Below are 13,874 nucleotides of genomic sequence, written 5' to 3'. Positions count from 1 at the left end.
GGTCGAAAATGAGGTCCATGAAACTGTTCTTTGCCATGACCCTGCTGGCTACCCCTGCATTTGCGCAGGACGCCGACGGCATTTGCCCCGGGGCCCCCGATCATGCGGCCGAAGAGGCCGAGATCATCGCGCAGCTGCAGAAGGCCGCGGACGACCTGCAGGCGCGACCGCTTGCCGACCAGCTGTGGCGGCTGTGGACTGACGCGCCGGATGCCAAGGCGCAGGCGCTGCTGGACGAGGGCGTGGCCAAGCGCGAAGGCTACGATTTCCTTGGTGCCCGCGACACCTTCGACACACTGGTCGAATACTGCCCGGATTACGCGGAAGGCTACAACCAGCGCGCCTTTGCCAGCTTTCTGCGGCAGTAATACGACGCCGCCCTTTATGATCTGGACAAGACGCTGGAGATTACGCCCACCCATATCGCGGCGATGTCGGGTAAGGCGCTGACGCTGATGGGTCTGGGCCGGACGGAAGAGGCGCAGGCTGTGCTGCGCGAGGCGTTGGCGCTGAACCCGTGGCTGAAGGAACGCAGCCTGCTGCAGGAACCTGCGGGCACCGACCTCTGATCTCTTGCTCCTGCGGCACGGCACCGCTACGAAAGGGCCCGTGCCCCCGTGGTGGAATGGTAGACATCGGAGACTTAAAATCTCTTGGGCTTTGCCCGTGCCGGTTCGAGTCCGGCCGGGGGCACCACCCGACATTTGCATGTATGTGATCGGTCAGGCGGCCCGAACGATAAAAAGGTCATCTGCCATGACTGGATACACGACACCATAAGGGCGCGGCTGTTATGGCCACGCCCTTTTGCTGAACTGGCGTCAGCGGTCAGCCGTCGATGCGCCCGGCCATCTGCGCGATGGCTTTCTGATAGACGCCGGCAGCGTTCCACTGCTGGATGACGGCAAAGTTCGGCTGCCCCTCCTGAAAGCCCGCGCCTGGCTGCCAGCCTTTCTGGCGCAGGAAGTTCGCGGTCGAGGCGAGGGCGTCGGACTGGTTGGTCAGGTCCACGACGCCGTTGTTGTCGGCGTCCACGCCAAAGCGTTCCACGTTTCCGGGCAGGAACTGCGTGTGCCCGACCTCGCCGTGCATGGCGCCGACGGTGCCTGACGACAGGCTGCCGCGGTCCACAAGCTGCAGGGCGGCCATGGCGTGGGGCGTGAAGAAGTCGGTCCGGCGGCAGTCGTAGGCCAGCGTCGAGATCGCGCTCAGCACGTTGCTGTCGCCCATGAAGTTGCCAAAGCCCGTTTCCATCCCCCAGATCGCCACGACGACCGAGGCGGGAACGCCGTAGCGCTGTTCGAGGCCGGAAAAGAAGTTCGGATTGTTGGCGATCTTCTTGCGGCCCTGTGCGACGATGGTGTCGGCACCGCGGATGCGCAGGAAGTCGTCGAGGCTGTACTTGAAGGACTTCTGGTTGCGGTCGGCACTGATCGTGCGGGTTGCATATTGCGTGCCGGCCAGGGCATCCAGACCGCGTTGGCCTACCCCTTGGGCCGAAGCCTCTTGGGCGAACTGCTGCTTCCAGGCGTTGAAACCGCTGGCGTCGTTGCCGCAGGTGGCCGCGGCTGCCGCGGTCGTTGACAGAAGGAGGGTGGCGAGAAGTGCGTAACGGCGCATGGGTATTTTCCAATGGGACAATGTTGAGAGAGATATTAGCATGATCGCGCCGTTATCCAATAACGCCCCTGCCGGAAGCGGCAGACAGCTGCCAGAATTGCGGAACATCACCGCTTTTCGGGTGGTTCGCCCCCAGACCATGACAAGGACAGACGATGACAGACACGACACGGATCTGGACGATCTTTCTGGGATTGATCGCGTTGATCCTGACCGGGGGCGCGCTGCATGTGCTGTCGGCGGTTCTGGTCCCGGTGGTCCTTGCATTCTTCGTCGCCTTGATTGCGGCGCCGCTGGATCGCGGGGTCCGCAAACGGGTGCCGCAGAAACTCGGCTGGCTGGGGCAGGTGGCGTCGGTGCTGGCCGTGCTGGCCGTGCTTGCGATCTTTGCCGCGGGGATCGGACTGGCCGCGATGCAGGCGTCCCGCGTGTTCGACAATTTGCCCGAGGGTGTTGTCGCCGCGGTGCAGCAGGCCGCCACCGGAGAGGATTCCGGCGCGGCGGCAGCCTCTGCCGGTGAGGCACTGGAACAGACCGCCGCCGCCCGCGATGACGCGCATGGTCAAACGACAACTGTGCTCGGGATACCGCTGTCACGCCTTGCGGGTCTGATCGGGGGACAGGCGGTCGGCATGATGGCCGGCGTGGCCAAGCTGGTGGCGGCCAGTACCGGCACGCTGATTTCCGGCGTCATTCTGGTGGTGCTTCTGATGGCGCTGATGCTGGCAGAGCGGGGCCGCTGGCAGCGCCTGCTGGTCGGACGGCTGACCGAATCGACCGAGGAAGAGGTCGAAAGCGCCCTGCTCCAGATCGCCCACAAGCTACGCATCTTCATCGTGACGCGGGGGGCGCTGGGGTTGGTGACGGCGGTGTTTTACGGCGCATGGTTGTGGTGGTTCGACGTGGACCTGCTGCTAGTCTGGATGCTGCTGGCGGTGCTGCTGAACTTCATCCCGACGATCGGGTCCATCGTCGCGGGCAGCCTGCCGGTGCTCTATGCAATGGTTACCCGTGATCCGGGGACGGTCGCGATCATCGCCCTTGGCCTCTTCGTACTGGAGCAGATCCTCGGCAACGTCGTGGACCCCTACGTGCAGGGGCGTCAGGTCTCGGTGTCACCGGTGATCGTGCTGGTCGGTCTGCTGCTCTGGGGCTGGATCTGGGGCATTACCGGGACGCTCTTGGCGACGCCGATGACCATCGTGATGCTGGTCATCTGCGCCCATATTCCCGCCACCCGGACCTTTGCCCTGATGCTGTCCGACAACGACGATATCGACGATCTTCTGGTCAATACCGGGGTTCGTGCCGCGTGATCAGGTCCTGACGCCGGCGAAGCGTGCCGCCCAGTCGTCACGCTCGGCCTCGGTGATCTTGCGGAACAGGTTTTCCGGCACGTCGAAGCCATGACCGGCGGGCAGGGCGTGCAAGGCCGCCGCGATATCGTCTGGCCATGTGGTATCGTCCACCTTCACCGCGTCCAGCATCGTGCGGGCGGCGTCGGGGATGAAGGGCGCCGACAGGATCGCGTAAAGGCGGATCAGGTTCAGGCCCATCCGAACCTGACAGGCCGCCTGTGCCGGATCGGTCTTGAAGGTGGTCCAGGGCGCGGTCGCCTGCAGGTATTCGTTGCCCGCGACCCAGATGGCGCGCAACTCGGCGGCGGCCTTGCGGACCTCGATCGCGTCCATGTGGGATTCGTAAGCCGTCAGGCGACGGGTCAGCTCTGCGGTCAGCGCGGCCTCGGCCTCGCCTTCGGTCCCACCGTCCGGCACCGCGTCACCGAATTTCGCGCGACAGAACTTGGTGATCCGGCTGACGAAGTTGCCCAGCACGTCGGCGAGGTCCTTGTTCACGTCCTGCGCAAAGGCCTCCCACGTGAACTCCGCGTCAGAGGTTTCGGGGGCATGGCTTAGAAGCCACCAGCGCCAGTAGTCCGACGGCAGAATCTCCAGCGCCTGATCCATGAAGACGCCGCGCCCGCGTGACGTGCTGAACTGGCCGCCATCGTAATTGAGGTAGTTGAACGACTTGATGTAGTCGACCAGCTTCCAGTTGTCGTCGGCGCCCATGATGGTGACGGGGAAGGACAGGGTGTGGAAGGGCACGTTGTCCTTGCCCATGAACTGGGTATAGCGGACGTCGTCAGCGCCCTTGTCCGTGCGCCACCAGCCCTCCCAGTCCTGACCCTTGCCCGCATCGACCCATTCCTGCGCGCAGGCGATGTATTCGATGGGTGCGTCGAACCAGACGTAGAAAACCTTGCCTTCCATCCCCGGCCAGGGCTGGTCGCCGTTCTGCACCGGCACGCCCCAGTCAAGGTCGCGGGTGATGCCACGGTCCTGCAACCCGTCGCCGTCGTTCAGCCATTTCTTCGCGATGGAGGTCGTCAGGATCGGCCAGTCGCCCTTGGAGTCGATCCAGTCGGCCAGTTTCCCCTTCAGCTTCGACTGCTCCAGATAGAGGTGCTTGGTCGTCCGCACCTCCAGGTCCGTGGCACCCGAAATGGTGGAGTGGGGGTTGATCAGATCGGTCGGGTCCAGCTGCTTGGTGCAATTGTCGCACTGGTCGCCGCGCGCGGACTCGAACCCGCAGTTGGGGCAGGTGCCTTCGATATAGCGGTCGGGCAGGAACCGCCCGTCGGTGACGGAATAGACCTGTTCTTCGGTGACCTCGCGGATCAGCCCCTGATCGTTCAGCCGCCCGGCGAAGTATTGCGTCAGCTTGCGGTTCTGGGGCGAGGACGACCGCCCGAAGTGGTCGAACGACAGCCCGAATCCCTGTGCAATCGTGGCCTGCACATCGTGCATCTCGGCACAGTAGTCGGCCACCGGCTTGCCCGCCTTGGCCGCCGCCAGCTCTGCCGGCGTGCCGTGTTCGTCGGTGGCGCACAGGAACAGCACGTCGTGCCCGCGCCCCCGCAGGTAGCGGGCATACAGGTCGGCCGGCAGCTGGCTGCCCACCAGATTGCCCAGATGCTTGATCCCGTTGATGTAGGGAATGGCGGAGGTGATCAGGTGGCGGGCCATGGCGTGACTTTCTGTTGCTTGGCTGCCCTTCTAGCGAGAGGGCAGGCCTTTGCCAATGTCGTGCGGGCGGGTTAGGACGTGCGCGACATCAAAGGACACGACATGAAAAACCTGACTCTCGGCCGCACCGACATCACCGTCACCGACTGGTGCCTTGGCACCATGACCTTCGGCAACCAGACCCCGCAGGACGACGCCCACCGGCAGATCGACATGGCGCTGGATGCGGGCCTGACCTTCATGGACTGCGCCGAGATGTATCCCGTGAACCCCGTGACCCGCGAAACCGCCGGCCGGTCAGAGGAATTTCTGGGCAACTGGTTCGAAAAATCGGGCCGCCGCAACGACTGGGTGCTGGCGACCAAGGCTTCGGGTCCGAACGACAACATCGTGCGCGACGGCACAGGCTATACCGGTGCCACGGTCGAAGCGGCCATCGACGACTCGTTGCGCCGGCTGAAGACCGACATGATCGACCTTTACCAGCTGCACTGGCCTCACCGCGGCACCTGGGCGTTCCGCAAGAACTGGTCCTACGACCCCTCTGGCCAAAATCGCGCGCAGGTGCTGGATCACATGCACGATGTGCTCTCGGGACTCGACCGGGCGGTCAAGGCCGGCAAGATCCGCGCCGTGGGCCTGTCGAACGAAACCGCTTGGGGCACGACGAAATGGTGCGATCTGGCGGATGAACACGGCCTGCCGCGGATGGCCACGATCCAGAACGAATACTCGCTGCTGTGCCGGATCATGGACACCGACCTGGCCGAGACGATGGTGCACGAGGACGTCACGCTGCTGTCCTTCTCGCCCCTCGCCGCGGGCCTGCTGACCGGCAAATACCAGAACGGTGCCGTGCCAAAGGGGAGCCGGATGGACCTGAACGGCGATCTGGGCGGACGCAAGTCGGACCGCGTCTTCGGTGTCGTGCAGGCCTATCTGGACATCGCCGCGCGCCACGACCTTGATCCCGTCCACATGGCGATGGCATGGCAGGCGACCCGGCCCTTTGCCGTCAGCGCGATCTTCGGTGCCACCACGGCAGAGCAGCTGCAGCAGATATTGGCTGGCCGCGACGTGACCCTGTCCGACGCCGTGCTGGCCGAGATCGAGGTCTCCCACAAGGCGCACCCGCTGCCCTATTGATCGGCGCAGGTCTGCCGACGCGGGCACGGTCCTTGCCCTTGGGTCAGGAATCGCACAACGTCGCAGGCAACCGGGCAGAGGGGACGCGATGCCGTTGAACATGAAGCGAGAGGTCTTTGTCACCTGCGCCGTCACCGGGTCCGGTGCGACGCAGGACAAGTCCCCACATGTGCCCCGCAGCCCGCAGCAGATCGCGGAGAGTGCTATCGCTGCCGCCCGTGCGGGTGCTGCGATCGTGCATTGCCATGTTCGCGATCCGGAAACGGGTGCGCCCTCGCGCGATCCGGCACTTTACCGCGAGGTCACGGACCGCATCCGCGACAGCAGCACGGACGTCGTGCTGAACCTGACCGGCGGCATGGGCGGTGACATGCAGATGGCGGATGCCGAACGCCCGCTGCCGCCCGGCCCCGAGACGGACATGGCGGGGGCCACCGAACGCATGGCGCCCATCGCCGCCTGCCTGCCGGAAATCTGCTCGCTTGACTGTGGTTCCATGAACTTCGGCAACCACGGCACGGTCATGGTCAACGCGCCTGCCATGCTGCGCGCCATGGGCGGCATGATGACGGCGCTGGGCGTGCGTCCGGAAATCGAGGTCTTCGATACCGGGCATCTGTGGTTCGCGAAACAGCTTGTCGCCGACGGCGTCCTGACCGCCCCCGCGTTGGTGCAACTTTGCATGGGCGTGCCGTGGGGCGCGCCGGACGATCTGAATACCTTCATGGCGATGGTGAACAACCTGCCGCCGGACTGGACCTTCTCGGCATTCGCGCTGGGCGCTCACCAGATGCCTTACGTCGCGGCGGCGGTGCTGGCCGGTGGCCATGTCCGCGTGGGGCTGGAGGACAATCTGATGCTGGCGCGCGGGCAACACGCGACCAATGCGCAGCTGGTAGAGCGTGCGGTGGACATCATCGAAAACCTCGGCGCCCGAGTCATGACACCGGCAGAGGTGCGCCAGACCCTTGGCCTGACCAAGCGCGCGCCGGTGGCTGCATGAAACGCCTCATCCTTCTCCTGCTGCTGGCTGCCTGCGCCAAGCCGCAACCCGGTGAACCCGTCGGCGGCTTGCTGGAGGTCTACCGCGACCGCAGCGTGCCGATCGGCTCTGCCCTCAACTTCGACGCGGGCCGCTATGCGGGCAAATGGTACGAGGTCGCCCGCTACCCGGTCCCGTTCGAGACGGGCTGCGTCGGCGTGACTGCGGAATACGCAGCCCTGCCCGATGGCGGGTTGTCCGTGCTGAACACCTGCCGCAACACCGACGGCAGCGTGCGCAGCACCATTCAGGGTCGCGCCGACGTCGTGGGGCCGGGGCGGCTGAGTGTCAGCTTTGACACGATCCCCTTTCCGGCCGATTACTGGGTCCTGTGGATCGACGAAGGTTATCGCACAGCCGTCGTCGGCGCGCCGAACGGCCGGTCCGGCTGGATCCTGAACCGGGATCCGCAGATCCCCGCCGACCGCCTGCGCGCCTCGCGGGATGTGCTTGAATTCAATGGCTATGATCTGGGCCGACTGGTGGAGGTATCGCAATGAAATATCTGGGATTGGTCGCTTTGGCCCTGATGACGGGCTGCGCGGGCGCCGGCTTGACCCCGGCCAGCCTTGGCGGTGGCGGCGGTGGCGCGATCAAGGAGTTCATGGTGATCGGATCGTCGATGCCGTTCGAACAATGCCGCGCGAGCGGCGGTCTGATCATCCGCGACGTGAACAGCCCGATGACTGCCTGCGACCCGTCGGTCAAACGCAACCCGGTGCCGCAGGCGGCCCTTGACGATCCGCTGACCGACACGGACCTGAACGCCGCCCTCGAACAGCAGGATCTGGACGCCGTCAACTGATGCCGCAGCGCGCTGCGATCATCGGCGGCGGCGACATCGGCGCGGGCTGGGCCGCGCGCTTCCTGCTGATGGGCTGGGACGTCGCCGTCTGCGCGCCGGGTGCCGAGGACAGGGTGAGCGCGGTCATCGACAACGCACGCAGGGCCTTGCCCAGTCTGTCCGACGTGGCGATGCCGGTAGAGGGGCACCTGACCTTTCACGCCGACATGACCGAGGCGTTGCAGGGGGCTGACTGGATACAGGAATGCCTGTCTGAGCCATCTGACCGGAAACGGGAGCTATTTCAAAAGCTTCAGGCTGGTTCCTCACCTGATACCATCATGGGGGCGTCGTCCGGGGATGACGGGATTTCGGCCCTGCAGGACGGTGCGGCGCGACCCGGACAGATCCTTGTGGTCCGGGCGGTCGAGCCGGTCTATTTGCTGCCGTTGGTCGAACTGGGCAGCAGCGCCGCGAACCCGCCCGCCGTCGTCGCACGCGCCGCCGCCATCCTAACGTCCCTTGGCATGCGCCCGCTACCCATCGGAGCAAAGATGGACGGCCCGATCACCGACCGTCTTCTGTATGCCATCCTGCGCGAAGCCCGCCGCATCGTCGACGACGGTCAGGTCACAGCAAACCAGGTGAACGACACGATCCGCTATGGTGTCGGTTTGAACTTTGCGCAGTCTGGCTTGATAAAAACCGATAAGAACATGGACGTGTCGGCTGATAGGGCCGGTTTTTTTGCACAATTCGAACATTCCGCTGAAAATGCCAGTGCATCGGATCATCCGAACCGTGATGCTGCGGACCGCAGCCGCGACGATACGCTTGTCACGCTCCTGCGCGGGCTAAAGGCGCGCGACGTTGGGGCCGGACAGCTGTTAAATGCACATGATAAACGCATGGATCGCCTGCCGCTGACGCTGGACGACGTGGCTGACCTGTCGCAACCGGTCACGACCCTGCACCGCGCCGTGCCGCTGGATTGGACCGACTACAATGGCCACATGACCGAGGCGCGGTACCTGCACGCCTTCGGCGAGGCGACCGACCGCCTGATGGCGCTGGTGGGGTGCGACATGGATTATGTCGCGAGCGGCGTCAGCTTCTTTACCGCCGAAACCCATATCCGTCACGTGGACGAGGTGCACGCCGGCACCCGCATTCATGTCGTGTCACAAGTCCTTTTGGGGCAAGGCAAAAAGATGCACCTCTTCCACCGCATGTACGATGCCGACCGTCTGCTCGCGACCGGAGAGCACATGCTGATCCACGTGAGCCTGACGACCCGCAAGGCCTGCATGCCCGACGACCGCGTCGCCGTGCCGTTGGGCCGTCTGGCACAGGCCCATGCCGATTTGCCGTGGCCCGAGGGCGCCGGCCGCGCCGTGGGACGCAAGTGACGCAGCCATGATCTGGGTCTGGGTGACACTCGGCGCCGTCGTGGCGCAGACCGTCCGCTTCATGCTGCAAAAGCAGTTGCGCAGTGCCACGCTGTCAACGGCAGGTGCGACCTTTGCGCGCTTCATCTACTCCGCGCCACTGGTGGCCCTTTTGGCCCTGACCTACGCCAGCGTGACCGGGCAGGGGACGAGTGTGCCCGCCCGGTTCTGGGCCTTTGCGATCGCGGGCGGATTTACGCAGATCCTTGCCACGATGTGCGTGGTGGCGCTGTTCACGCAGCGCAACTTTGCCGTGGGCCTGACCTTCATGAAAACCGAAGTGCTGATCGCGGCGCTTCTGTCCATCGTACTGCTGGGCGAACAGCTGCCGCCGCTGGCTTGGGTCGCCTTGGTGCTGGGCCTGCCGGGGATCGTCCTGCTATCGGACGCGCCCGCCGCAACTGGCCCTTGGTATCGGCGTATCGTCAACCGGGGCAGCGGTCTGGGCCTCGCCTCTGGCCTGCTCTTTGCCGTGTCCAGCGTTGGCTACCGCGGCGCATCGACATCCCTGCCGGACGGCGATGCGTTCTTTCGCGCCATCCTGACGCTAGCCTGCGTGACTGCGTTTCAGGTCGTCACCATGACACTCTGGCTGGTCTGGCGCGAACCCGGGCAGATCACCCGCGTCATCAGGGCCTGGCGCATCGCGGGGCTGGTGGGGCTGACCAGCATGGCCGGATCGACCTGCTGGTTCGTCGCATTCACCTTGCAGACGGTCGCCTTGGTCAAGGGCGTTGGCCAGATCGAACTGGCGTTGTCGTTGCTGGTCGGCTGGGCCGTCTTTGGCGAACGGATCACCGGGCGAGAGGCGAAGGGGCTTGTCCTGCTGACGTTGAGCGTCGTCATGTTGGTCTGGGCTGACTAAATCAGGCGTGTGCCGCCAAGACGGCTGACCAGATGCGCCTCGTCGTCGTTGCGAAAGAACGGCACGCTCAGCGGGGCATCGGGGTCGGCCAGATGTGCCATCAGTTCGGCCAGAACGACCTCTGTGATGAAGGGCAGATCGAATTTGCGGGCCTGCGCCAGAGGCACCCATTGCAGCAGCGATAACTCGTCCTCGGCCCGGCTGAAATCGTCGGGGTCGGTCGTAAGGTCGGCTGCATCCGCCAGAAAGAACCGCGCGTCGAACCGCCGGGGGCGGCCCTGCGGTGTGACCGCGCGGAAGAAATAGCGCAAGCGGCTGGCGTCAGGCACATGACCGGTGGCAGCGAATCCGCGCCAGCCCTGCGGCGCGTCGGGCCACGGCTGCGGGTGTCCCAGCACGTGGCCTGTCTCTTCCCACAGCTCGCGAATGGCCGCTGCGGCCAGCGCTTCTGGCGGCAGGTGGCTTTCGGTGCGCAGGGCGACTGCAGTGTCATCCGTCATCGGATGCAGCGGCACGGTCCGGTCGACGGCATCCACCGCGCCGCCGGGAAACACGAACTTGCTGGGCATGAAGGCGGCGGCGGCGCCGCGTTGTCCCATCAGCACCGAAGGCACGTCCCCGCGCCGCAGCACGATAATCGTGGCCGCGTCGCGGAGGGCAGTCTTGTCAATCGCGCTGGCCAAATCCGTGCATCCCGTTTGCCCATTGAATACCGACCACCAGACCCTTCAGCCGCGGCAGCAGGAACAGCGACAGGGCCACGGTGCCGATGGTGAAGATCGTCGCAAGCACCAGCGGATCAGGCCTGAATTCGACGAAGCTGTAGATCAGGATCGGGGCCAGCAGATGCCCGACAATCAAGATGGTCAGATAGGCCGGGCCGTCATCGGCGCGGTGGCCGGACAGATTTTCCTGACACACGGGACACCGGTCGACGACCTTGAGGTACCCCTTGAACATGTGGCCTTCGCCACAGTTGGGACACCGCCGGCAGAACCCGCGCCACATCGCTGATTTCGAATTGCGTTCCGACTGCGGAATCTGGGTATCGGTCTGGGCCATGCGTGCTCCTTCGTTTCATCAGATGGACGCAAACGGCGCAAAATGAAAGGGTGCAGCGCGGCTTTGTGCGCAATGGTCGCGGTATCGCAGGAATTCCGGGACGGTCGCGACGGAACGGCCGACATGGTGCGTATCACCTGCATCGACGGCCCGGAGGGGGCGTTGCAGATGATCAGAACAAGGACGAACCCGATGAAAAAGAATGTCATGATGCTGGCTCTGCTGGGCGGACTTGCCGTGACCGGCGTGGCCGGCGCGCAGACGGCGCCCGCACCCACAGCCCCCGCCGCGACCATGCCGGCACCCGGTCCGCGCGACCGCGGCCCGATGCCGGATTTCGCGACACTCGATGCCGATGGCAATGGTGCCGTCACGCCCGAAGAAATGCAGGCCCGGGCCGCGGCCCGCTTTGCGGCGGCTGATACGGACCGCAATGGTGGATTGTCGGCGGCCGAGATGCAGGCGCAGCAGGATCAACGTCGGGCCGAACGCATGGACCGCATGATTGCGGAACGTGACACCAACGGCGACGGTCTGTTGCAGGCCGAGGAGATGGCCCCGAAAGGCGACCGCATGGCGCGCATGTTCGCGCGGCTGGACACGAACAAGGACGGCAGCCTCGACGCCGCCGAATTCGAGGCCGGTCCCCGGATGGGCGACCACGGACCCGGCAAGCGTCACGAAGGCCATGGCAAGCGCCACGGCGGCATGGACGATGGCGCCCGGCCGCGCGGCTAGGTCACGGGCAACGGTCGGGGGCGCACGCCGCCCCTGGCCGTTGCCATCCCTGATTGAACGGCCTAGCCATGATCCGTATGACGCCGCTGCCACAGCCCTCGGACGCGATGACCGATGCCGCCCTGCTGGTGGCCTATGCCAACGGCGACCCGGAGGCCGCGCGCACGCTCTCGGCCCGCGTTCTGCCGCGGGTGCTGGGGCAGGCGACCCGCATGTTGCAGGACCGGGCCGAGGCCGAGGACGTGGCACAGGAGGCGATGCTGCGCCTGTGGAAGGTCGCCCCGGACTGGCGGCAAGGCGAGGCGCAGGTCACGACGTGGCTGTTCCGTGTCGTGGCCAATCTGTGCACCGACCGGCTGCGCAAGCGCAAACGCACCGGGGTCGGGCTGGACCAGATCGCGGAACCCGCGGACCCGACCCCCGGTGCGGCAGCCACGATGCAGACCGCGGCCCGGTTGCGGGCCTTGGCGGATGCGCTGGCGCAGCTGCCGGACCGTCAGGCACAGGCCGTGGCCTTGCGGCATCTGGAGGGGCTGCCGAATCCGGAAATTGCCGCCATCATGGACATCTCGCCGCGCGCGGTCGAAAGCCTGACCGCGCGGGGTAAACGGGCGCTGGCGGCGATGTTGTCGGGACGGCGCGATGCATTGGGGTACGATGATGACGAATCGTGACATGGATGATCTTGACGATCTTCTTGCCCTGGCGAAGGCCCGCCCGGTGACACCCGGTGACGATCTGATGGCCCGCGTTCTGGCCGATGCGGCGGCCCAGCAGTCACCCGTACGGGTGCGGACCCGCAGCCCGTCCGGTCCCACACGCTGGCTGCAAGAGCTGCTGGGCGGCTGGCCGGTGCTGACGGGCATCCTTGCGGCAGGACTGTCGGGGGTATGGATCGGCGTGGCCCCGCCCGCCGGTGTCGAGGGTCTGGCGGCGGTGCTTGTCGGGACGACCCAGACCGTGACCTTCCTGCCCGAAACCGACCTTACTTTGTTCGAGGAGCCGACTGATGGCTGACCCCTTTCCCGCATCCCGCCGCACCAAGGTGCTGCGCATCGTTCTGGCCCTGTCACTGGCGTTGAACCTTGCCGTTGCGGGGATGGCCGCAGGCCTGCTGCTGCGCGGCCACGACGGGCGCCCGCCACGGGATTTTGACATGAGCCTCGGGCCGGTGGCCCGCGCGCTGTCTCCCGCCGACCGGGCTGCGATTCGCGACACCCTGAAGGCGCGCCGCGACCTTGGCCCCCCGCGACGGGACCGGGGCGGCGATCTGCTGGCCCTGCAGGATGCGCTGAAGGCCGAACCCTACGATGCGCAGGCCCTACGGTCGGCGCTGACGACCCCAGCCGCCCGTGCGGCCCGGTTTCAGTCCGCCGCAGCCGAGGCGCTGGCCGACCGGATTGATGACATGACACCCGCGGACCGTCAGGCGCTGTCAGAACGCCTGACACGAAAGCCTTCGCCGCGCTGAGCGGCAAACGCGGACCGGATGACATCCCGCGCCCGCAGCTGTGGGATCGGACATCCGAAGCGCTGCGACACGTATGTTCTGCGCAACGGTAGTGTTCTGCTGCAAGTGAGGAGATGACGACAACCAGATGGCCGCGCGTGGCGACACTGGCCCGCCATGGTAGCCAGAGTCGTGCTGGCCGCTTAAGCCCTCCAGGACGAGATTGCGACGTTCACCCGAGTTGAACCAATCCGTGGTGTAAGCCTTCACTGGACGGCGCGACGGGCGTGTTCGGCGTTGCCCAGCCTGCCGAGCGGGCGCTGCAAGATTTCGCCGTGGCTTTCGTGGGACAGCGCAAGGTCACCGAACACCTATCGGATTTTCGATCATGCAGCGTGTCAGCGGAAAATCCATCATACCAGGAACCCGCCGGGGAATTTTTGGGTCATGGAGCTTTACGTGACAACGTTAGCGTCCGGGCCCGTATCTGACACTTGTCATCCAAGGATAAGTGAGCGCCGGTCGCCACTGGTACATAAGGTTTTCTACAAAACCGCGCTGGCGGCGCGGACGACGTCCTCCGATCAGGCGCTGTCTGAAACGTTCAGACAACCGATGATGTCAGTCGGTGCTATGTTGAGACCCATATGAGCAGGGCATGCAAAAGATGCTGTCATGGCGGAAACCTAA

Annotated in this window: 16 protein-coding genes, 1 tRNA gene and 1 pseudogene; 14 read left to right on the top strand and 4 right to left on the bottom strand. The window is 65.4% G+C overall.

Annotation, left to right across the window (positions count from 1 at the left end):
• Window positions 1-17: 17 nt before the first annotated feature.
• From GLR48_RS25980 to GLR48_RS18220, 3 genes and pseudogenes are all read left to right on the top strand, one after another.
• Complete coding sequence (locus GLR48_RS25980) at window positions 18-368, top strand: hypothetical protein (RefSeq protein ID WP_336886647.1); 351 nt, start codon at window positions 18-20, stop codon at window positions 366-368.
• Between the two features lie 12 nt (window positions 369-380).
• Window positions 381-569: pseudogene (locus tag GLR48_RS25975) on the top strand (hypothetical protein); the annotation flags it as partial.
• Between the two features lie 42 nt (window positions 570-611).
• Window positions 612-696 (top strand) — tRNA-Leu (locus tag GLR48_RS18220).
• Window positions 697-828: 132 nt separating this feature from the next.
• Here the strand turns inward: GLR48_RS18220 and GLR48_RS18215 are convergent.
• A complete protein-coding gene (locus GLR48_RS18215) occupies window positions 829-1,620 on the bottom strand; it encodes a lytic murein transglycosylase (RefSeq protein ID WP_237063549.1) in 792 nt (263 codons plus the stop codon).
• A gap of 155 nt (window positions 1,621-1,775) precedes the next feature.
• Between GLR48_RS18215 and GLR48_RS18210 the strand changes: the two genes are divergently transcribed.
• Complete coding sequence (locus GLR48_RS18210) at window positions 1,776-2,936, top strand: AI-2E family transporter (protein ID WP_237063547.1); 1,161 nt, start codon at window positions 1,776-1,778, stop codon at window positions 2,934-2,936.
• Here the strand turns inward: GLR48_RS18210 and metG are convergent, their stop codons facing one another.
• Window positions 2,937-4,649, bottom strand: a complete 1,713-nt coding sequence (gene metG / locus GLR48_RS18205; protein WP_237063545.1) for a methionine--tRNA ligase — start codon at window positions 4,647-4,649, stop codon at window positions 2,937-2,939.
• Between the two features lie 102 nt (window positions 4,650-4,751).
• Between metG and GLR48_RS18200 the strand changes: the two genes are divergently transcribed.
• The 6 genes from GLR48_RS18200 (at window position 4,752) to GLR48_RS18175 (ending at window position 9,934) form a co-directional block, all read left to right on the top strand.
• Window positions 4,752-5,795 (top strand): aldo/keto reductase, encoded by a 1,044-nt coding sequence (locus tag GLR48_RS18200; RefSeq protein ID WP_237063543.1) that lies wholly within the window; start codon window positions 4,752-4,754, stop codon window positions 5,793-5,795.
• 88 nt (window positions 5,796-5,883) lie between these two features.
• The gene (locus tag GLR48_RS18195; protein WP_237063541.1) at window positions 5,884-6,798 is read left to right on the top strand and encodes a 3-keto-5-aminohexanoate cleavage protein; all 915 of its coding nucleotides are present in this window, start codon (window positions 5,884-5,886) and stop codon (window positions 6,796-6,798) included.
• Window positions 6,795-7,337, top strand: a complete 543-nt coding sequence (locus GLR48_RS18190; protein ID WP_237063539.1) for a lipocalin family protein — start codon at window positions 6,795-6,797, stop codon at window positions 7,335-7,337. The genes GLR48_RS18195 and GLR48_RS18190 overlap by 4 nt, the downstream gene beginning before the upstream one ends.
• Complete coding sequence (locus tag GLR48_RS18185) at window positions 7,334-7,642, top strand: hypothetical protein (RefSeq protein WP_237063537.1); 309 nt, start codon at window positions 7,334-7,336, stop codon at window positions 7,640-7,642. Before GLR48_RS18190 ends, GLR48_RS18185 begins: the two co-directional genes overlap by 4 nt.
• Window positions 7,642-9,030 carry a thioesterase family protein gene (locus GLR48_RS18180; protein ID WP_237063536.1) on the top strand — a complete coding sequence of 463 codons (1,389 nt, stop codon included), beginning with the start codon at window positions 7,642-7,644 and terminating at the stop codon, window positions 9,028-9,030. The genes GLR48_RS18185 and GLR48_RS18180 overlap by 1 nt, the downstream gene beginning before the upstream one ends.
• A 7-nt stretch (window positions 9,031-9,037) precedes the next feature.
• A complete protein-coding gene (locus GLR48_RS18175) occupies window positions 9,038-9,934 on the top strand; it encodes a DMT family transporter (protein ID WP_237063534.1) in 897 nt (298 codons plus the stop codon).
• Here the strand turns inward: GLR48_RS18175 and GLR48_RS18170 are convergent.
• Both GLR48_RS18170 and GLR48_RS18165 read right to left on the bottom strand, forming a co-directional pair.
• Window positions 9,931-10,617: an NUDIX domain-containing protein gene (locus GLR48_RS18170; RefSeq protein ID WP_237063533.1), complete on the bottom strand. Its 687-nt coding sequence runs from the start codon at window positions 10,615-10,617 to the stop codon at window positions 9,931-9,933. The genes GLR48_RS18175 and GLR48_RS18170 overlap by 4 nt on opposite strands.
• Window positions 10,601-10,996, bottom strand: coding sequence for a DUF983 domain-containing protein (locus GLR48_RS18165; protein WP_237063531.1), 396 nt, complete (start codon window positions 10,994-10,996; stop codon window positions 10,601-10,603). The genes GLR48_RS18170 and GLR48_RS18165 overlap by 17 nt, the downstream gene beginning before the upstream one ends.
• Window positions 10,997-11,188: 192 nt before the next feature.
• On the opposite strand from GLR48_RS18165, the gene GLR48_RS18160 reads away from it, so the two are divergent.
• The 4 genes from GLR48_RS18160 to GLR48_RS18145 all read left to right on the top strand — a co-directional run bounded on the left by GLR48_RS18160 (window position 11,189) and on the right by GLR48_RS18145 (window position 13,205).
• Window positions 11,189-11,734, top strand: coding sequence for an EF-hand domain-containing protein (locus tag GLR48_RS18160; protein ID WP_237063529.1), 546 nt, complete (start codon window positions 11,189-11,191; stop codon window positions 11,732-11,734).
• Between the two features lie 77 nt (window positions 11,735-11,811).
• Window positions 11,812-12,408: an RNA polymerase sigma factor gene (locus GLR48_RS18155; protein WP_237064592.1), complete on the top strand. Its 597-nt coding sequence runs from the start codon at window positions 11,812-11,814 to the stop codon at window positions 12,406-12,408.
• A gap of 1 nt (window position 12,409) precedes the next feature.
• Window positions 12,410-12,751: a hypothetical protein gene (locus tag GLR48_RS18150; protein ID WP_237063527.1), complete on the top strand. Its 342-nt coding sequence runs from the start codon at window positions 12,410-12,412 to the stop codon at window positions 12,749-12,751.
• Window positions 12,744-13,205, top strand: a complete 462-nt coding sequence (locus tag GLR48_RS18145; RefSeq protein ID WP_237063525.1) for a periplasmic heavy metal sensor — start codon at window positions 12,744-12,746, stop codon at window positions 13,203-13,205. The genes GLR48_RS18150 and GLR48_RS18145 overlap by 8 nt, the downstream gene beginning before the upstream one ends.
• Window positions 13,206-13,874 lie beyond the last annotated feature (669 nt).

It is taken from the genome of Loktanella sp. M215 (assembly GCF_021735925.1).
GTDB lineage: Bacteria > Pseudomonadota > Alphaproteobacteria > Rhodobacterales > Rhodobacteraceae > Loktanella.
The sequence above is the reverse complement of the archived record's forward strand: the minus strand, read 5'-3'. Positions and strand labels throughout refer to the sequence as shown.